Origin of the sequence: uncultured Pseudokineococcus sp. (assembly GCF_947495735.1) — a bacterium.
Classification (GTDB): Bacteria; Actinomycetota; Actinomycetes; order Actinomycetales; family Quadrisphaeraceae; genus Pseudokineococcus.
On record NZ_CANMAA010000014.1, the window covers coordinates 13,978 to 32,052 of the forward strand.

Below are 18,075 nucleotides of genomic sequence, written 5' to 3' on the forward strand. Positions count from 1 at the left end.
CGACTCCCTCGGACGACAGACCCCGCGTGGTCACTCCCGCTGCAGCGGTGAGTCCTGCGGCGCGGCGGTGACCTGCTCCGGCGGCCGCGGCGGCAGGTGCCGGTACAAGCTGGTGCGGGCAATGCCGGTCTTGGCGATGATGTCAGCCATCGTGTGGCCGCCCTCGCGCAGGTGCACCGCATAGGCCAGCTTGTCGGGGTCGACCACCGTCGGGCGGCCGATCCGGCGGCCCTTGGCCGCGGCGACCGAGCGGGCGTGCGCGGCCCGCTCCACGGTGTACGTCCTCTCCATCTGCGCGAACAGCGCCAGCAGCACCACCGCCAGCTGGGCCATCGGGTCCTCCGGGCGGGAGGAGTCCACTCGGATCGGGTCGGCGAGGTTGCGGACCCCGACGCCGGTCTCGGTGAGCTCGTGGATCAGGTTCAGGGTGTCCCGCACGGTGCGCCCGAGCCGGTCCAAGGTGTGCACCACGATCACGTCGCCAGGCCGGGCGTACGCCAGCGCGGCGCGCAGCCCGGGCCGGTCGGTGGTGGCGCCGGACTTCTTGTCGAGGTAGATCCGCTCCCGGGCGACGCCGGCCTCGACGAGGGCCTCGACCTGGCGCTCGAGGTCCTGCTTGGCGGTCGAGACCCGCGCGTACCCGATGTCCACGCCTTGACCGTACCGAAGGTTGGCGCCGTACGGCCGATGCGGGACAGTCTTATGGGTCTGGCTTTTGGGACGCCCTACGGCCTCCCGGGCGGCCCCGGGGCACCTCGCCGCCGGACCGTCCCGCTTCCAAGGAAGTGGGACGACCTGCCAGGGAACTCACAGCCGGTGGCGCGCCCATGGTGATGCGGGGACTCAAGCCCCCCGGCGACAGCAACAGCACCCCTGACGAGACGCCGTCCTCGTCGTCACCCCAACCAGCGTCGCCAGCGCGAGGGCTCGGGACCGCCCGCAGGACCTTCACCCAGCGCGCGTGCGGCCTCGGCGACGTCGTCCGCGGTGAGCGTGCTCACGTCGGCGCGGTCCAGCGCCTCCACGTCCCGGCTCTGGTCTCGCGTGAGCCGCAGCGCCTGGCGGTTGAGCGACTGCTCGAACAGCGTCCTGGCGAAGCGCGCGTTGCCGGACTCCTCACCAGGGCGGAGGCCGCCGAGGACGTCGCGGAGCGTCGTCTCGGCCGCGGGCTCCAGGGCGTACTCGTGCTGAGCCGCGATGTTCGCGAAGATCGCTTCGAGCTCGTCCGTCGAGTAGTCCGGGAAGGTGATCTCGCGGGCGAACCGCGAGCGCAGACCGGGGTTCGAGAGCAGGAACGACTCCATCAGCCGGGGGTAGCCGGCCACGATCACCACCAGGCGGTGGCGGTGGTCCTCCATGCGCTTGAGCAGGACCTCGATCGCCTCGGGCCCGAAGTCGAGCCGGCCGTCGCCCTCCGGCGCCAGCGAGTAGGCCTCGTCGATGAACAGCACCCCGTCGAGCGCCCGGCGGATCACGCGGTCGGTCTTGGTCGCGGTCGCCCCGACGTACTGCCCGACCAGCGCGGCCCGGTCGACCTCCACCAGGTGGCCCTTCTGCAGCAGGCCGACCGCCCGGTACATCTCGGCCAGGAGCCGCGCCACCGTGGTCTTGCCCGTGCCCGGGTTGCCGGAGAACACCAGGTGCTGGGACGTCGCGACCTCGGGCAGGCCGTGCGCCTTGCGGCGCGCCTGCACCTGCAGGAAGGCGACGAGCGCCTGCACCTGCTCCTTCACCGTCTCCAGCCCGACGAGCCCGTCCAGCTCGGCCTGCACCACCGCGAGCGGTCGGGCCGGCGGCATCCGTCCGCCGAGGAAGTCGCTCACCTGGTCGTCCACGCCCCGCAGGCCCGGCCGCGGGAGCTTCTCCCCCAGGCGGCCGGCCGCCGCGCGCAGGTCGTCGAGCGGCACGCGTGAGGCCATGGCGGGAGCCTAGGTCTCCGAGGTGGAGCGCGCCTCGCCACGGCCAGGTGGCCGTCGGCGGCCGGCCACCGCCCACCGCAGCCCCGTCACCAACGCAGCCCCGTCACCCCAGCACGCAGAGCTCGTTGCCGGAGGGGTCGGCGACGACCAGCCACGGGTGCTCGCCAGGCGCGCTCAGGGCCGTCGCCCCGAGGCGCCGCAGGCGCTCCCCCACGTCGCCGTCCCCGCTCTCGCGCCGCACGTCGAGGTGGACGCGGTTCTTGCCGCGCTTCGGCTCGGGCTCCCGCCAGAGCTCCAGCACGGGGCCCTCGCCGGAGGGATGGCGCAGGCTCACCGCGGCGTCGCTGCTCTCCGTCGGGACCCATCCGGTGAGCGCGGCCCAGAACGCGGCATCCCGCGCCGGGTCGGCGCTGTCCAGCAGCAGCGCGGCGACCGGGCCGGTGCCCCGGCGGCCACCCCTGCCGGGCACGACGCAGAAGGCGCCGCCCTCGGGGTCCTCCAGGACCACCCAGGGCACCTGCCCCTGCCCGATGTCGGCGCGCCGCGCGCCGAGCGCGAGCAGGCGCGCGACGACCTCGTCCGGCCGAGCGCCCCCCGCGACGTCCAGATGCAGCCGCGCCGGTGAGGTGGACGGGGCCTCGACGCGGGGGAAGCACAGGTCCAGGAAGGAGGCGCCGCCCAGCTGCAGGCGGGCCTCGACGAGGTCCGGCTCGTCGGTGATCTGCTCGGCGCCGAGCGCGGCCGCCCAGAAGCGTCCGAGCCGCTGGGGGTCACGGGAGTCCCGCACGACGTTCTCCAGGCGCACGTCGCCATCCTGGTCGCGGGCGGGGTTGCCGGCCACCACGCCGGGCTCAGCGGGTGGCGCCCAGGAGACCCCGGCGCCGCGTGGACGAGGCTCGACCGCCCTCGGGCGCCGGCTCGCTCCGGAAGGAGCCGAGGGTCGACGTCGTTAGGCTCGTCGGGCGCTGGACCGCAGGCGCGCCGACCACCGACACCAGGAAGGACCGCCCCCCATGCTCCGAACGCTGGTGAACGGGAAGATCCACCGGGCCACGGTGACCGAGGCCGACCTCGACTACGTCGGCTCCATCACGATCGACGCCGAGCTTGCCTCCGCCGCCGACCTGGTCGAGGGCGAGCAGGTGCACGTCGTCGACGTGACGAATGGCGCGCGCCTGGTCACCTACGTCATACTCGGCGAGCCGGGAGACGGGCAGATCTGCATCAACGGCGCTGCGGCGCACCTGGTCTCGCCGGGCGACCTCGTGATCATCATGTCCTACGTCGAGGTCGACGAGGCAGAGCGGGCGCACCATTCCCCCCGCGTCGTCCACGTCGACGCCGCCAACCGTCAGGTGGCCGTGGGCGCCGACCTCTCCGAGCCGGTGCCCGACGTCCCCGGCCACGACGTGCCGCCCATGCAGCGCCCGCCGGGCGCGCTGGCCGGCGCCTCCGCCTGAGCCCCGGCCCGGCCCGGCCCGGCCCGGCCCGGCAGAGCAGACCGGCAGACCACCCCGTCGGCTAGGAGCCCGTGGAGGGCTCGCTCCCCCACGGGTCCGCGCCGACGGCGACCGGCCGCGCCGGGTCGCTCGACCACGCCGACCACGAGCCCGGGTAGAGCACCGGGCGCCGTCCCGCCAGGACGAGCGCCAGCGCCAGGTGCGCAGCGGTGACCCCAGAGCCGCACGAGACGCCGACCTCCTCCCCCGCGCCCACGCCCAGTGCGGCGAAGCGGTCCTCGAGGGCAGCGGTCCGGAGCAGGCGCCCGTCGGCGTCGAGGCTCTCCGCCGTCGGTGCGCTCACCGACCCGGGGACGTGCCCGGCCCGGGGGTCGACCGGCTCGACCTCGCCGCGGTAGCGCTCCCCCGCCCTCGCGTCGAGCAGGCGCCCGCCCCCCGCGAGCGCGGCGGCGCCGTCGGCGTCCACGACCGGCAGCCGGCCAGCGCTGAGGACGACGTCGCCGGGCGCGGGCGGCTCGGGCTCGCCCGCCGCGAGCGGCAGACCGGCCGCCCGCCACGCCGCGAGCCCGCCGTCGAGCACCCGGACGTCGGTCAGGCCCGCCCAGCGCAGGAGCCACCAGGCCCGGGCGGCCGACAGCCCCGCGACGTCGTCGAGGACCACGACGGCGCTCCCCCGCCGCACGCCCCACCGCCGCGCCGCGGCCTGCAGGTCGGCGACCTGGGGCAGCGGGTGCCGCCCGTCGGTCGGAGTCCCGTGACCGGCGAGCTCGGTCTCGAGGTCGACGTAGACCGAGCCGGGCACGCGGGCCTCGCGGTGGGCGGCGCGCCCGTCGGGTCGCCCGAGCGCCCAGCGGACGTCGAGCACCACCGGGGGCGCGTCCCCGGCCAGCAGCGCAGCCAGCGCGACGGGCTCGACGAGGTGGGCGGCGCGCACGGCGTCGGAGGGCGTCAGGTCCACGGGGCGACCGTACGGCGGTGCCGGCAGCAGGCGGGCCGCCCGAGGACGGCCCCCAGCGAGTCGTGGCGCCACCACTTCGGCCGTCGAAGAGCGACGGACGGTCAGCGCGGGGCGAGCGGCATCTCGTCGAAGAGCACGACCGGGCCGTCGGGCTCGCGGGTGTCGAAGCGGTAGGAGCGCACCACGCCGTCCGCCGAGTCGAGCACCGAGAAGGCGGTGATGTCGTTGCTCGACACGTACGGCAGCGGCGAGCCGTCCGGCCCCGCCAGCGGCGCCACGGTCGGGACCACGGGCTCCAGGCCCCCCGGGTCGCCCTGGAGCACGTGGTCCTCGTCCGGCGGCAGCGCCCGCGAGCGCCCCGAGCTCTCGTCGTAGGCGCCGTAGGAGTTGCCGACGTTCGAGGTCTCCAGCCAGTTGGTGCCGGTGGGGCCGACGAAGCGGTTCCACAGGTGGCTGTGCCCGTTGTGCACGAGGTGGACGTCGTGGGCGGAGAACAGCGGCTCGAGGTCGCGCAGGACGTGGTCGTCCTCGAGCGGGTAGTCGTAGGTGACCGCCGTGACGGCGCCGTCGGCGTCGCGCTCGACGCGCTGCACCGGGTCGGTGAACGGCGGGGCGCTGTTGTCCCCCAGGCCGTGCGCCGGGTGGTGGTACATGACGACGCGGTAGCGGGCCCGGCGCGCCGCCGGAGAGGCGAGCTCGGCCTCGAGCCACCGGTACTGCTCGGAGCCCCGGTCCACGCGCTCGAAGATGTGCTGCCCGTAGCCCCACTCCAGCGGGTCGCCGAGGTCGTCCGCCGCCTCGGAGAAGGTGCCGCGGACGTTCGGCGCCGTGCTCTTGGAGCGCCAGATCTGCGTGGCGAACAGCGCGACGACGAAGACGTCGCCGATCGTGCGCGACCACCAGCGCGGGCCGCCGCTGCGGCTGGCGGGCACGGGGAAGAGCTCCTCGTAGGTGGTGGTGCTCCAGGAGTGGTCCTCGAGCCACTGCTCGCGCTCGCCGCTGCCCTCCCCCGCGGCCCAGCGCTGCTCGGCGACCCAGCGCGGGTGCGGGTCGTTGAACTGCCCGCCGAGCGTGGGCTCGCGGTCGCGGCCCATCACCTCGTGGTTGCCGATCGCGGGGTACAGCGGCGCGTGCTGCACGAGGGGCGCGCCGGTGTACGTGCGCCCGGCGATCTCCTGGTGCCCCCGACCGGTGAGGCCGGCGAAGAACGCCAGGCCGCTCGCGTCGTCGAACCACTCGCTCGCGCGGTCGGGCACGTTGACGAGGTCGCCCGCCACCATCACGCCGTCGAGCTCGACGCCCACGGTCTCGGCGACCTTCTCCAGGTTCGCGGGCGTCATCGTCTTGAGCTGGTGGTCGCTCGTCAGGAGCAGCCGCACGGCGCCGGAGCGGCGGATCGGGGCGAGGGTGTGCAGGTCGCCGACCGTGGCGCGGCCGTCGGGCAGCACCGAGACGACCCGGTAGGGGGTGCGGCGGTCGGTCGGCAGCCGCCCGGGGACCCGCGCCTCGTGCTGGACGACGAGGCGGCGCGCCATCGCCTCCCACTGGCGACCGGGGACGCGCGAGGCGGCGTCCTCCCGGGTGCGCGACAGGGTGCTCGTCGTGGCGCGCACGCGCTGCCACCCGCGGCCCAGCGAGCGCGCGCCCACGGCGGCCGCCGCGACCTCCTCCAGCGGCAGGTCCGCCAGCGCCTCGCCGAGGACGACGGCGGAGGCGGCGACGTCCTCCTCGGTGTGCCAGAGCACGGCCGGCCCCGCAGCGCCCGCGTCGAGGAGGTAGGGCCCGCCGAGCAGCGGCGGGCCGTCGAGGGTGAGCGGCCCGCGCAGCGCCGGCCGCACCCGGGGCGCTGCGGCCGCCGGGGCCGACCCGGCGGCGACGGCGGCGACCCCGGTGGCCGCGCTGCCGATCACGGTGCGCCGGCTGGGCCGGCGGTCGGGGGACGTCGGGCGCGCGGGCTCCATGGCCCCATCACAGCGACGGCGGGCGACGCCACGGCGACGCGGCGGCGACGGCGGCGCGACGAGCCGGCGGCGGGCCGGGGCCGCCCGGGCCGGTGCCCGCCGCCGGGAGCCCCGGGCCCCCGCGCCAGGATGGGCCCGTGCAGACGTTCCTCCCCTACGCCAGCTTCGCCCGCAGCGCGCAGGTGCTCGACTCCCCCCGGCTGGGCAAGCAGCGGGTGGAGACGCTCCAGATCCTGCGGGCGCTCGAGCTGCCCGACTACGGCTGGGCCAACCACCCGGCCGTGCTCATGTGGCGCGGCTGCACCCCCGCCCTCGTGAGCTACGGGCTCGCGTGCGTCGACGCCTGGCGCGAGCGCGGGCACGCCGACGGCACGGCCGACCTCATCGGCGAGTTCGCCCCGGACGTCGTAGGGCGCCCGCAGGAGGAGCTGGCCGCCGCCGGCCTGCTGCCGCGCTGGCTGGGTGACGAGGCGGTGCACCGGAGCCACCGCTCCGCGCTGCTGCGCAAGGACCCCGACGCCTACCGCCCCGCCTTCGGCGACGAGCCCGACGACCTGCCGTACGCCTGGCCGGAGCCGCCGCCCTTCGGTCCCCCAGCGCCGGCGCGCGGGCGTCCGCTGTGGGTGGTGCGGCCCGGCGACGCCGAGACGCTCGCCGCCTTCCTGACCGACGGGATCATCGGCCTGTCGACGAGCTCGGGCGTCGACGCCGACGTCGTCGAGGGCCTCGCCGAGACCCGGCGCGCCGCCGAGGAGGCCGCGCTCGCCCGGGCGGCCGCCAAGGGCGGTGACCCGCCCCCTGTCGAGGAGCCGGACCTGCGCGCACTGCTCAAGCGCCTGCACCCCGAGCGCCGCCCCGGCAAGGAGCTGCGGCAGCTGGAGTCCCTGGTCCGCGACGTCGCGGTGGGCGACGAGGTGGGCCTGCCCATCGAGGGCGAGCAGGCGCTGCTCGTGGGCGAGGTGGTGGGCGAGTACGCGTTCGTCCCCCGCCGCGGGGCTCCCGCACCCCACCGCCGAGCCGTCCGCTGGGGCGGTCGCCTCCCCCGGGGGGCGGCCCTGCCGCCCGCGGCGCTGCAGGACCCGCGGCGGCTCTTCGGCATCCGCGTCGACGCCTGAGGCCCTCCACGTCTGAGCGCGTCCGTGCCTGAGCCCGGTGGTGCGCCCGGAGGGCTGCCCGGACCGGGGACGACGAAGCGGACCGGACCCCGACGGGGCCGGTCCGCGTCGTCGTGGTGCGGAGGTGTCGGTCAGCGCGCGGGCCCGGGGGCGTCCACGGCCTTCGTGGTGTCCTCGCCCTCGGAGGCGAGGTGCTCGATCTCCTTCGCGTCGTCGTGGCTCAGCACGGCGCTGCCGTCGCCCTCGCCCTCGTCGGACGTCGGGTGCTCGCCCAGGACGGACTCGCGGATGTAGCGCAGGATCACCGTGCCCACGGCGGCGATCGGGACGGCCAGGAAGGCGCCGACGATGCCCGCGAGCGTCCCGCCGAGCGTCACGGCGGCGATGACGACCGCCGGGTGCAGGGCCAGGGCCTTGCCCACGAGGATCGGCTGGAGCACGTTGCTCTCGATCTGCTGGACGAGGAGCACGAGCGCGACGGTCAGGAGCGCGTCCGTGACGCCGCCCGTGAAGAGCGCGACGAAGGCGGCCAGGGCGCCGGTGGCGACCGCACCGACGATCGGGATGAAGCCACCGAAGAAGACGAGCACGGCGAGCGGGAAGGCGAAGGGCACGCCGATGATCAGCAGGCCGATGCCGATGAAGATGGCGTCGACCAGCGCGACGGCCGCCTGGGACCCGATGTAGCCCCCGAGGGTCCGCCACACCCGGCCCAGCAGCTCGTCGGCGTGGTCGGCGACCTTGCTCCCGCTCCACAGGTGCAGCCACGGGAGGAACTTGGGCCCGTCCTTGAGGAAGAAGAAGGTCAGGACGAGGACCAGCAGCAGGGTGATCAGGGCAGAGCCGACGCTCGCGAGGCCGGTCAGCAGCCCGCCGCCCACGGAGCCGGCGATCTGCTGGGCGTTCTGCTGCACGCGCTCGATGCCCTGGTCCACCCAGGTGTTGATCTGGTCGCCGGAGATGCCGAAGACGCCGCCCTGGAAGGTCCGCTGCACGTCCTCGAAGCCCGCGACGATCTGGTCGGAGAGCCCGGACGCCTGGGAGATGACCCGCGGGATGAGGAAGGAGAAGATCCCGACGATGGCGCCCAGGAAGACGATCAGGCTGAGAGCGGCGGCGAGCGCCCCCGGCATGACGCGGCGGAGCAGCCGCGTCGCCGGCCAGAGCACCGTGGACAGGATCAGCGCCAGGACGACCGGCAGGACGACCGTCCACAGCTGCCCCAGCAGCCAGACGACCCCCACCAGCCCGGCGACGACCACCAGCACCCGCAGCACCCACAGGGCGATCGCCGTCATGGCGTGCTCGAGCCGGCCGAAGCGGCCCTTGGGGTGCGCCTTGGACGGGCGCATCTCGACGACCGCGTCGACCGCGTCGTCGTCGCGGGGACGGCCGCCTCCCGCGGGCTGCCTGCGGGGCGCGGGGGACGCGCCCCGGGAGGGGGGCTGCGCGCCCTGCGCGCCGTCAGGGGCGCCGCGCAGGCGTTGGATCAGGGACATCCGGGGGTCTCCTCACCGCAGCGGCCGGTCGCCGGTGCGATGACCCACTCTGGGGCTCCCGGCGGGTCCCGGCGACCGCAGGCGCCGGGAGGGGCAGCGGCAGCGGCTGATCTCCTACGCTGCGGCCATGAGCCCAGCGCAGCCCTCGACCGCCGCGGCACAGGTCTGGTGGTGGCAGGTCGACCCGCCCTCGAGCCTCGCCGACGTCGTCGTGCGCGCGGCCGAGGAGGAGCCGGACCGCGAGGTCCTGGCCCGCCGGGCCGGGGGCGGCTGGCAGGGGGTCACCGCCCAGCGCTTCCGCGAGGAGGTGGAGGAGGTCGCCCTCGGGCTCCTCGCCGCGGGCATCGCACCCGGGGACAGGGTCGGGCTGATGGCGCGCACCCGCTACGAGTGGACGCTCGTCGACGCGGCGGTCTGGGCGGCCGGCGCCGTCGTCGTCCCCGTCTACGAGACGAGCGCGGCCGACCAGCTGCGCTGGATCCTCGAGGACTCCGGGGCTGTGGCGTGCTTCGTGGAGACGCCGAGCCACGCCAAGACGCTCGCGCAGGTCGCTGGCGACCTCCCCGCGCTGCAGACGTCCTGGGTGCTGGACGGCGGCGCGACCGGTGTCCTGCCGACGCTCGGCGACCTCGTGGCGTCGGGGACGGAGGGGGCCGCGCAGGGCCGCGCCGAGCTCGCGCGCCGCCGGGAGGCGCTCACGCGCGAGGACGTCGCCACGATCATCTACACCTCCGGCACGACGGGGCGCCCGAAGGGCTGCGTGCTCACGCACGGCAACTTCCTCGTCGAGTGCGGCACCGCGGTCGAGCTCCTGCCCGAGCTCTTCACCGACCCGCGGTCCTCGACCCTGCTGTTCCTGCCGCTGGCGCACGTCTTCGGCCGCATGATCGAGATCGCGGTGCTCATGGCGCGGGTGCGGGTGGGCCACAGCGACGTCGCCCGCATCACCCGCGACCTGCCGACCTTCCAGCCCACCTTCGTCCTCGCCGTGCCGCGGGTCTTCGAGCGGGTCTACGAGACCGCGCGTCGCCGGGCGACGACGGAGGGCAAGGGCGGGATCTTCCAGCGCGCCTCGGACGTGGCCACCGCCTGGAGCCGGGCGCAGGACACCGGCGGCCCGGGGCTCCTCCTGCGGGCGCAGCACGCCCTGTTCGACCGCCTCGTCTACGGCAAGCTGCGCGCGGCCCTCGGGGGGAAGGCGGAGTGGGCGGTCTCCGGCGGCGCCCCCCTCGGGGAGCGCCTCGGCCACTTCTACCGCGGGATCGGCCTGACCATCCTGGAGGGCTACGGCCTCACGGAGACCACGGCGGCCACCACGGTGAACACCCCCAGCCAGCAGCGGGTGGGCTCCGTCGGCCGGGCCCTGCCCGGGACGGACCTGAGGATCTCCGAGGCGGGCGAGGTGCTGGTCCGCGGCGGCCACGTCTTCCGGGAGTACCTGGGCAACGCCGGGGCGACCGCGGAGGCGCTCGACGCCGACGGGTGGTTCGCCACCGGTGACCTCGGCTCGGTGGACGCGGACGGCTACCTGACCATCACGGGCCGGTCCAAGGACATCCTCGTGACGTCCTCGGGCAAGAACGTCTCCCCGGGCCCCCTGGAGGACAGCCTCCGCGCGCACCCGCTGGTGAGCCAGGCGGTCGTCGTCGGCGACGGGCGCAGCAGCATCGGTGCCCTGGTCACCCTCGACGAGGAGGCGGTCGCCGCCTGGCTGCAGCAGGCGGGCCGGGAGCCCGCGCCCGTGGCCGAGCTGGTCGAGGACCCCGACCTGCTCGCCGAGCTGCGGCGGGCCGTCGACGCCGCGAACTCGACCGTCTCCTCCGCCGAGGGGATCCGCCGGATCCGCGTGCTGCCGGTGGACCTCACCGAGGAGGGCGGTCAGCTGACCCCGAGCATGAAGGTCAAGCGCGGCGTCGTCCTCGAGCAGTTCGCCGACGAGCTCGAGGCGCTGTACCGCTCCCGTCGGTAGGCCCCGGCGCCCCTCCCCCGTCGGGCTCCGGACACCCCGCGGACACCGCGCTGCGCTGTGCTGGGCCGGACGGGGGAACCGGAGCGGCCGACGGGTTGCTCCAGTCCCGGGACGCCGCTGCCGATGCCGGGAGAGGATCGGGGCAGCGGGCGAGACGAGGAGCAGCTGGTGGCGGGCAGGGCGAGGACGCGGCGGACGACGACGGCGACCCCGGGGAGCCGTCCGGTGGGCCGCTCCGGAGGCCCCGGACGCGCGAGGTCCCCGATCGCGGCGCTCACCGCCGCGGCCGGTGCCGCTGCGCTGTGCGGAGGCCTCGCGCTGCCGGCGGCCGCCAGCACCGCCGTCGCCGCCGAGAGCGCCGCGGCGGCGGCGCCCGCGCCGGCCCCGACGAGCAGCCCGACCGACGACGGCCCGACGAGCAGCTCGACCGACGCCCCGACCGAGGCTCCCGCGACCGCCCCGACCGAGGCTCCCGCGGGCGCCGCGCCGGAGGAGCCGGCGGCGGCGTCCGGGGACGACGCCCCCGACGTCGGCACGCCGCCCACGGCACCGGCGCCCGACCCCGCGCTCGTCGCCGCCTACGAGGCGGCTGTCGCGGCCTCCGCGGAGGCCTCGGCGCGGCTGGCGGAGGTCTCCGCCCGTGCCGCCGTCGCGCTGGAGGCGCGGGACGCCGCCCGCGCCCGGCACGACGTGGCCGTGGCCGAGCGGGCGCACCAGGAGGAGCTCGCCGCCACGGCGGCCACGGCGGTGGCCCAGGGCCGCAGCGCCGTCGGACGCTGGGCGAGCTCGGCCTACCGCGGCGGCGAGGACGCGCGGGGCGGGATGCCCGTGGCCTCCGCGCTGCTGGGCAGCGCCACCACCGACCAGGTCGGGTCCCAGCTCAGCCTGCTGGCGGCGGTGGGCCGCCAGCGCACCGGCGCCGTCCGCGGGGCCCTGGACGCCGAGCACGTCGCCGCGCAGGCGCTCGCGCGGGCGGCCGCCGCCGAGGAGGAGGCGGTGCTCGCCCAGCAGCGCGCCGACGTCGAGGCCGCCGCCGCCGAGTCCGCCCTGGCCGAGCAGCGCGAGCTCGCGGCCGCGGTGGACGCCGAGCTCGCCGCCGCGCGCGAGCAGCTGGGCGTGGCCGTCGACGCAGCCCGGGCGGCGGCCGACCTCGCGGCCGCCGCCGCCGAGGTCGAGCCCGTGGTCGGCGCCGTGGACCTGCCCGCCGGCGCCGGCGGCTGCGCGTCCAGCGACGTCAGCGGCTACCCGAACGGGCAGATCCCCGTCGCGGCCCTCTGCCCGCTCGAGACCGCAGCGGGCCACCTGCTGCGGGCCGACGCGGCGCGCTCCTTCGACGCCATGAGCCGCTCCTACGAGGTGACCTTCGGCACGCCCCTGTGCGTCACGGACTCCTACCGCTCGCTGGCGGGCCAGATCGCGGTGCGCGCGAGCAAGCCGGAGCTGGCCGCCGTGCCCGGCACGAGCCGCCACGGCCTCGGTCGCGCGGTGGACCTGTGCGGCGGTGTGGAGGACTTCGGCAGCGTCCAGCACGAGTGGGTCGTCCAGCGCGCCCCGCTGTTCGGCTGGTTCCACCCCTCGTGGGCGGACGAGGGCGGCTCCAAGCCCGAGGCCTGGCACTTCGAGTACGCGGAGTCCGCCGGCGGGTCGGGCGCCGCGTGACGGCAGGGCCCCCGAGCGCGCCCGTCGGCGCAGCGGGCGACGGGCGACCCCGGCCGCTCGCCCTGACGGGCCCGCGGCCGCTGCTCCTGGCGCACCGGGGCTTCTCGCGCGACGGCCTGGAGAACACCCTCGCGGCCTTCGCGGCCGCGCTGGAGCTGGGCGCCGACGTCCTGGAGACCGACGTGCACACGACGTCCGACGGCGTCCTCGTGGCCTTCCACGACGACCGGCTCGACCGCACGACGGACGGCGAGGGCGAGCTCGCGCGCACCCCCTGGTCGGTGGTCTCGCGCGCGCGGATCGGGGGCCGGGAGCCGGTCCCGCGCCTCGCGGAGGTGCTCGAGGCGTTCCCCGACGCCGTCCTGAACATCGACGTGAAGGCGCCCGGCGCCGTCCGCCCGCTCGTCGCGCTGCTGCGCGGCACCGGTGCGTGGGAGCGCGTCGTCGTCGCGAGCTTCTCCGAGCGCCGGCGCCGGGCGGTCGTGCGGGCGCTGCCGACCGGCACCGCCACCTCGGCCGGCGCCCCCCTGGTCGCGGCCGTCGTCGCGGCCGTGCGCGCCCCCGTCCCGGCGACGGCTCGGCGGCGTGCGGTCGCCCGCGCCCTGGCCGGCGTGGACGTGCTCCAGGTGCCCGAGGACGTGGCCACCGACGCGTTCGTGCGCGCCGTCCACGAGGCCGGACGGCTGGTCCACGTGTGGACCGTGGACGACGTCCCGACGATGCACCGGCTGCTGGACGCCGGCGTCGACGGGCTCGTGACCGACCGCACCGACCTGCTCCGGCGCGTGCTGGACGCGCGGGCGGCGGGCCGCCGCGGACCGGTGGCGCCGGCGTGAGCCGCTCCGCCACGGGGCTCGCGGAGGCGTCGCCCGGGCCCTCGCCCGAGCTCCGGCGCGAGCGCCGCGCCTGGTACGTCTACGACTGGGCCAACTCGGCGTACGTCACGACGACCGGCACGGTGCTCTTCGCGCCCTACCTGACGGCCGTCGCCACCGCGGCGGCCTGCCCGGGGCTCGCCGACGGGGAGGTCTGCGGGACCACGCTGTCGGTGCTGGGCGTGCCCGTGGCCCCGGGCTCGCTGGCGCTGTACACGACGACGGTCTCCACGGCCCTGAGCGCGCTCCTGCTCCCCCTCGTGGGGGCGCTGTGCGACCGGGTGGTGCGCAAGCGGCTGCTGCTCGGCGCCTTCGCGCTCGTCGGCGCGTCCGCCGCCGCGGCGATGGCCGCGGTCACGGGGACGGACTGGCAGCTCGGCGTCCTGCTCCAGGTGGTGGCCGGCGCCTCGCTGGGAGCCTCGCTCGTCGTCTACAACGCCCTGCTGCTCGACCTCGCCGGCCCGGACGAGCGCGACGCCGTCTCCAGCCGCGGGTGGGCGATGGGCTACCTCGGCGGCTTCCTGCTGCTGGCCGCCAACCTCGGCGTCGTCTCCGGGCACGACGCGCTCGGCCTCACCGAGGCCGAGGCCGTCCGCGTCAGCCTGCTGTCCGCCGGCCTGTGGTGGGGGGTCTTCAGCCTGGTGCCGGTCCTGGGGCTGAAGGACCGGCCGCTGCCCGTCCCACCCGACGGGGAGCCGCGCGCACCGCGCGGCGGCGCGGTGTCCGGCACCTTCGGCGAGCTCGTGCGCACGCTGCGCCACGCCCGCGCCCACCCCATGACCCTGCTGCTGCTGGCCGCCTTCCTGCTCTACAACGACGGCGTCCAGACGGTGATCTACGCCGCGAGCCTCTTCGGGACGGTCGAGCTCGGCCTCGCGCAGGCGCAGCTCATCACCGCCATCCTGCTCGTCCAGGGGGTGGCCTTCGTCGGCGCGCTCGTCTTCGGCGTCCTGGCCGGGCGCTTCGGCGCCCAGCGGACGGTGCTGTGGTCGCTCGTGGCCTGGACCGGCGTGGTGGCCGCAGGGTTCTTCCTGCCGGCGGGTCGCTTCGGCCTCTTCCTCGGGCTGTCCGTCGCCATCGGGCTGGTCCTGGGCGGGACGCAGGCCATCTCCCGCTCCCTGTACAGCCAGCTCGTGCCCGTGGGGCGCGAGGCGCAGTACTTCAGCCTCTACCAGGCGGCCGAGCGCGGGACGTCGTGGATCGGGACGCTCGTCTTCGGGCTCGTCTACCAGCTGACCGGCTCCTACCGCCCGGCCGTCGCGTCGCTGGTCGTCTTCTTCGTCCTCGGCGGGCTGCTGCTGCTGCGGGTGGACGTGCGGCGCGGCATCGCCGACGCGGGGCGCCCCCAGCCGCAGCGCGTCTGAGCGGCACAGCGCCGGCGACCGGCAGGGCACCGCAGCGGGCTGCGCGCTGCTCCGTCCGGGTGAACTCCCCTCGGCGGCTGGGCGGCGGCGGCAGCGGGGTCGTCTCCGGAGCATCCGCGCGGGCTCCCGGGCCGAAGATGGGGTAGCCGGGCCCGCAGCGGGTCCCGGCGGAGCGGACTCCCAGGTGCTGCACAGCCCGCGCAGGAACAGGCGGCCCCGGGGGACCGTTGAGCCAGACGTACCGGACGCCCCCAACCTGTGGCGTCCAGGAACGCACGGACGAGGATGGAGGTGGCTCCCCATGGCCGACCGGAGCCTGAGAGGCACCCGACTGGGCGCAGCGAGCCTGGAGTCGGACACCGGCGTCGAGCCGGCGCCGCGGCAGATGCGCGAGTACGTGTGCTCGAACGAGCACCGCACGGTCGTCCCGCTGTCGATGGAGGCGGACGTGCCGGCGCTCTGGGAGTGCCGGTGCGGTGAGCAGGCCCTCCTGCGCGACGCGTCGCGACCCGAGGAGAAGGCGGGCAAGCCCCCGCGCACGCACTGGGACATGCTCCTCGAGCGGCGCTCGGTGGGCGACCTCCAGGTGCTGCTCGACGAGCGGCTGGAGCTGCTCCGCAGCGGGATGCTGCACGCCAAGCGCTCCGCCTGAGGACCGGTGGACCCGGTGCTCAGGGCGCGGGCGGCTGTGACCAGCAGCCCGCGCCCAGCCCCCTGACCCCGGGCGCCGCGCTCCTCGAGCGCTGACCCACGACGACGGCCGCGCCACCTCCGGGTGGCGCGGCCGTCGTGCGTGCGGGGCCCGGTCGTGGTGACGGGGCGCGGGCCGGGTCGTGGTGACGGGCCTGCTCACCGCGCCGTCAGGGGCGCGGGTCGTCCCGGGGAGGCAGCACCCGGCCCTCGATGGGGCCCCCGGGCCCGGAGCGGCCGTCGGGGCGGTCCGGCTCGACGACCACCCGGCCGGCGACGACGTCCCCGCGCCGCAGCCCGACCACGCGCAGCGCCGCGGTCCCGGCCGCGGCGCCCAGCAGCCGTCGCACGAGCGGGCGCGTGGGCGGGAAGAGGCACAGCAGGCCGGCGAGGTCGGACACGAAGCCGGGCAGGAGCAGCAGCAGCGCCCCGAGGGCCACGAGGCCGGCGTCGGCCAGCTCGCGGCCGGCGGCGCGTCCGTCGGTCCGCCCGTCCCGGGCGCGCGCGGCGACGCGGCGCACGCCGCCGAGGCCCCCGCGCACGAGCGCGAGGCCGCCGACCACCGCGCCGGCGAGGAGCAGCAGGAGCGTCCACCCGGCGCCGAGGGCCTCCCCCACGAGCAGGATGCCGGCCAGCTCGACGAGCACGACCAGGGGCGGCACGGCCGCGAGCCAGCGCGAGCGCCGCCGGGCCGCCGGGCGCGGGGCGGCGCTCACGCCAGCCCCCGGCCGCTCGCGCTGCCGGCCCCGGTGGCGACGGGCTGCGGCGCCCGTCCGTCGAGGGGGCCGGGCTCGACCACCGCCCGGCCCGCGCCGCCGTCGCGCGCGCGCCGGCGGCCGGCGAGCGCGCCCGCGCCCGCGGCCAGGGCGCCCAGCAGGCTGATGCCGAGCTCGGGCCACGCCCCGGCGCGCGCCGCCGGCGTCAGCGTGGTGCGCAGCGGGATCTCCTGGACGAGGACGTCGGGGGTGAAGAGCTCGGTGGTCCGCCCGGTGCTGCCGTCCGGGGAGACCACCGCGGAGACGCCGACGGTGGACACGTGCACGACGGCCCTGCCCTGCTCCACGGCCCGCACCCGGGAGATGGCGAGCTGCTGGACGCTCTCGTCGGTGAAGCCGAACGTGGCGTTGTTGGTCGGCACGACGAGCGCCTGGGCGCCGCCGCGCACGACCTCGGCGACGAGGCCGTCCTCGACGACCTCGAAGCAGATGAGCGCCCCCAGCGTCGTCCCGGCGACGTCGAGGAGGCCCGGCCGCTCCCCCGGTACCATGTCCGCGCGCACGAGGTCCACCTTGTCGCTGAACAGGCGGAAGAAGTCGCGGTGCGGCACGTACTCGGCGAAGGGCACCGGGTGCTGCTTCGCGTACACCTGGCCGGGCCCGGTCTCGGGGTCCCACACGAGGACGACGTTGCGGAGCTCGTCGTCGGCGAGGGCGTCGTCCGGCGCGCCCGGCAGCTCCTGCGGGAGACCGGTGCCCCGACCGCCGCGCACGAGGGTGCCCACCAGGACCGGCGCACCGACGGCGGTGGCCGCCTCCTCGATCGCGGCGGCCGCGTCCGCGTTGGCGAAGGGGTCGAGGTCGCTGGCGTTCTCGGGCCAGACGACGACGTCCAGCTGCGGGGCCCGCCCCGCCTCGACGGCCTCGGCCAGCTCCACCGTGCCGCGGACGTGGTTGTCGAGCACCGCGCGGCGCTCGGCGTTGAACTCCAGGCCCGCCGCGGGCACGTCGCCCTGCACGGCGGCCACGACGAGGGTGCCGGCCTCGGCGTCGGTCGGCCGGGGCACGACCGCGCCGGCGGCGGGCAGGAGCGCCGCGAGGGCGAGGAGGGCGCCGACGGCCGCCGCGCCGCCGCGGGACCGGTGGGCGAGCGCGCCGCCGCGCCGGGCCCGGCGCTCGCCCGCCACCACGGCCAGGCGCAGGGCGGCCAGCGCCAGCGCCGCGCCCGCGGTGGCCACGGCGAAGGAGACCAGCGGCGCGCCGCCGAGCGCGGCGAGGCCGACCACCGGTGCGTCGGCCTGGCTGAAGGCCACCCGGCCCCAGCCGAAGCCGCCGAACGGCAGCCGGGCGCGCAGCGCCTCGACGCCCGTCCAGACGGCCCCCGCGCCGGCGGCCTGCAGGCACAGGCGCGCCGCTCCGGAGGCGGCCCAGGAGCCGGCGGGGGCGCCGCCCGTCGCGCGGGAGGTCCAGCGCAGCACCAGCACGAGCAGGGCACCGGCGACGGCGATGAACAGGGCCTCCATCACGGCCAGGGCGTAGGCGACCGGGCCGACGTACTCGGCCGCCCAGCGCAGCAGCACGACGAAGCCGACGAGTCCGTGCAGGAGGCCGAGCAGCGCACCGGTGCGCAGGCGCGCGCCCGCGACGGCGGCGACCAGGGCGCCGACGCCGGGCCCGGCGAGCCACCACCACCCCGGCTCCGGGAAGGAGGAGGCGAGCAGGAACCCCCCGAGAGCGGCGACGAGCGCCCGGGCGAGGGGGGACGGCCGCAGCAGCACGGCCCCAGGGTAGGCGCCGCCGGCGCGGGACCGGACCGGTGAGGCCGGTCCGGCGGCCCCGCGGGGCCCCGCCATGCCCGGTCGGCGCGTGCGCGGCCGGTGCGAGCCGACG

Annotated in this window: 15 protein-coding genes; 7 read left to right on the plus strand and 8 right to left on the minus strand. The window is 77.0% G+C overall.

The features are described from left to right. Positions 1–30: 30 nt before the first annotated feature. The 3 genes from Q0848_RS15615 to Q0848_RS15625 all read right to left on the minus strand — a co-directional run bounded on the left by Q0848_RS15615 (position 31) and on the right by Q0848_RS15625 (position 2,724). Complete coding sequence (locus Q0848_RS15615) at positions 31–651, minus strand: recombinase family protein (RefSeq protein WP_299039187.1); 621 nt, start codon at positions 649–651, stop codon at positions 31–33. A gap of 245 nt (positions 652–896) precedes the next feature. Next, complete coding sequence (locus Q0848_RS15620) at positions 897–1,919, minus strand: AAA family ATPase (RefSeq protein ID WP_299039189.1); 1,023 nt, start codon at positions 1,917–1,919, stop codon at positions 897–899. A 103-nt stretch (positions 1,920–2,022) separates the two neighbouring features. Next, positions 2,023–2,724: a VOC family protein gene (locus Q0848_RS15625; RefSeq protein WP_299039191.1), complete on the minus strand. Its 702-nt coding sequence runs from the start codon at positions 2,722–2,724 to the stop codon at positions 2,023–2,025. A 208-nt stretch (positions 2,725–2,932) separates the two neighbouring features. Here Q0848_RS15625 and panD point away from each other — a divergent pair, with 208 nt between their 5' ends. Continuing rightward, complete coding sequence (gene panD, locus Q0848_RS15630) at positions 2,933–3,379, plus strand: aspartate 1-decarboxylase (protein WP_299039193.1); 447 nt, start codon at positions 2,933–2,935, stop codon at positions 3,377–3,379. A 61-nt stretch (positions 3,380–3,440) separates the two neighbouring features. On the opposite strand, the gene Q0848_RS15635 is transcribed toward panD, so the two are convergent. Together Q0848_RS15635 and Q0848_RS15640 are read right to left on the minus strand one after the other, a co-directional pair. Next, the gene (locus Q0848_RS15635; RefSeq protein WP_299039195.1) at positions 3,441–4,337 is read right to left on the minus strand and encodes a sulfurtransferase; all 897 of its coding nucleotides are present in this window, start codon (positions 4,335–4,337) and stop codon (positions 3,441–3,443) included. A 101-nt stretch (positions 4,338–4,438) separates the two neighbouring features. Then, positions 4,439–6,298 (minus strand): metallophosphoesterase, encoded by a 1,860-nt coding sequence (locus Q0848_RS15640; RefSeq protein ID WP_299039197.1) that lies wholly within the window; start codon positions 6,296–6,298, stop codon positions 4,439–4,441. 137 nt (positions 6,299–6,435) lie between these two features. Here Q0848_RS15640 and Q0848_RS15645 point away from each other — a divergent pair, with 137 nt between their 5' ends. Further along, a complete protein-coding gene (locus Q0848_RS15645; protein ID WP_299039199.1) occupies positions 6,436–7,413 on the plus strand; it encodes an MSMEG_6728 family protein in 978 nt (325 codons plus the stop codon). Between the two features lie 131 nt (positions 7,414–7,544). Here the strand turns inward: Q0848_RS15645 and Q0848_RS15650 are convergent, their stop codons facing one another. After that, positions 7,545–8,912 (minus strand): AI-2E family transporter, encoded by a 1,368-nt coding sequence (locus Q0848_RS15650; RefSeq protein ID WP_299039201.1) that lies wholly within the window; start codon positions 8,910–8,912, stop codon positions 7,545–7,547. 127 nt (positions 8,913–9,039) lie between these two features. On the opposite strand from Q0848_RS15650, the gene Q0848_RS15655 reads away from it, so the two are divergent. The 5 genes from Q0848_RS15655 to Q0848_RS15675 all read left to right on the plus strand — a co-directional run bounded on the left by Q0848_RS15655 (position 9,040) and on the right by Q0848_RS15675 (position 15,431). Next, on the plus strand, positions 9,040–10,881 hold the full coding sequence (locus tag Q0848_RS15655) for a long-chain fatty acid--CoA ligase (RefSeq protein ID WP_299039203.1): 1,842 nt from the start codon (positions 9,040–9,042) through the stop codon (positions 10,879–10,881). A gap of 225 nt (positions 10,882–11,106) precedes the next feature. Then, positions 11,107–12,540, plus strand: a complete 1,434-nt coding sequence (locus tag Q0848_RS15660) for a D-alanyl-D-alanine carboxypeptidase family protein (RefSeq protein ID WP_299039205.1) — start codon at positions 11,107–11,109, stop codon at positions 12,538–12,540. Beyond that, positions 12,537–13,376, plus strand: coding sequence for a glycerophosphodiester phosphodiesterase family protein (locus tag Q0848_RS15665; protein ID WP_299039207.1), 840 nt, complete (start codon positions 12,537–12,539; stop codon positions 13,374–13,376). Before Q0848_RS15660 ends, Q0848_RS15665 begins: the two co-directional genes overlap by 4 nt. After that, a complete protein-coding gene (locus Q0848_RS15670; RefSeq protein WP_299039209.1) occupies positions 13,373–14,779 on the plus strand; it encodes an MFS transporter in 1,407 nt (468 codons plus the stop codon). The genes Q0848_RS15665 and Q0848_RS15670 overlap by 4 nt, the downstream gene beginning before the upstream one ends. A gap of 301 nt (positions 14,780–15,080) precedes the next feature. Continuing rightward, positions 15,081–15,431: an RNA polymerase-binding protein RbpA gene (locus Q0848_RS15675; RefSeq protein ID WP_299039211.1), complete on the plus strand. Its 351-nt coding sequence runs from the start codon at positions 15,081–15,083 to the stop codon at positions 15,429–15,431. Between the two features lie 208 nt (positions 15,432–15,639). Here the strand turns inward: Q0848_RS15675 and Q0848_RS15680 are convergent, their stop codons facing one another. Together Q0848_RS15680 and lnt are read right to left on the minus strand one after the other, a co-directional pair. After that, the gene (locus Q0848_RS15680; RefSeq protein ID WP_299039213.1) at positions 15,640–16,185 is read right to left on the minus strand and encodes an FxsA family protein; all 546 of its coding nucleotides are present in this window, start codon (positions 16,183–16,185) and stop codon (positions 15,640–15,642) included. Further along, entirely contained in the window at positions 16,182–17,963 is a 1,782-nt protein-coding gene (gene lnt / locus Q0848_RS15685) for an apolipoprotein N-acyltransferase (RefSeq protein WP_299039215.1), read from the minus strand. Before lnt ends, Q0848_RS15680 begins: the two co-directional genes overlap by 4 nt. Positions 17,964–18,075: the final 112 nt, after the last annotated feature.

Coding starts and splice junctions, on each gene's coding strand:
- Q0848_RS15620 (WP_299039189.1), bottom strand. CDS start 1,919: ATGGCCTCACGCGTGCCGCTCGACGACCTGCGCGCGGCGGCCGGCCGC.
- panD (WP_299039193.1), top strand. CDS start 2,933: ATGCTCCGAACGCTGGTGAACGGGAAGATCCACCGGGCCACGGTGACC.
- Q0848_RS15675 (WP_299039211.1), top strand. CDS start 15,081: ATGGCCGACCGGAGCCTGAGAGGCACCCGACTGGGCGCAGCGAGCCTG.
- Q0848_RS15650 (WP_299039201.1), bottom strand. CDS start 8,912: ATGTCCCTGATCCAACGCCTGCGCGGCGCCCCTGACGGCGCGCAGGGC.
- Q0848_RS15655 (WP_299039203.1), top strand. CDS start 9,040: ATGAGCCCAGCGCAGCCCTCGACCGCCGCGGCACAGGTCTGGTGGTGG.
- Q0848_RS15640 (WP_299039197.1), bottom strand. CDS start 6,298: ATGGAGCCCGCGCGCCCGACGTCCCCCGACCGCCGGCCCAGCCGGCGC.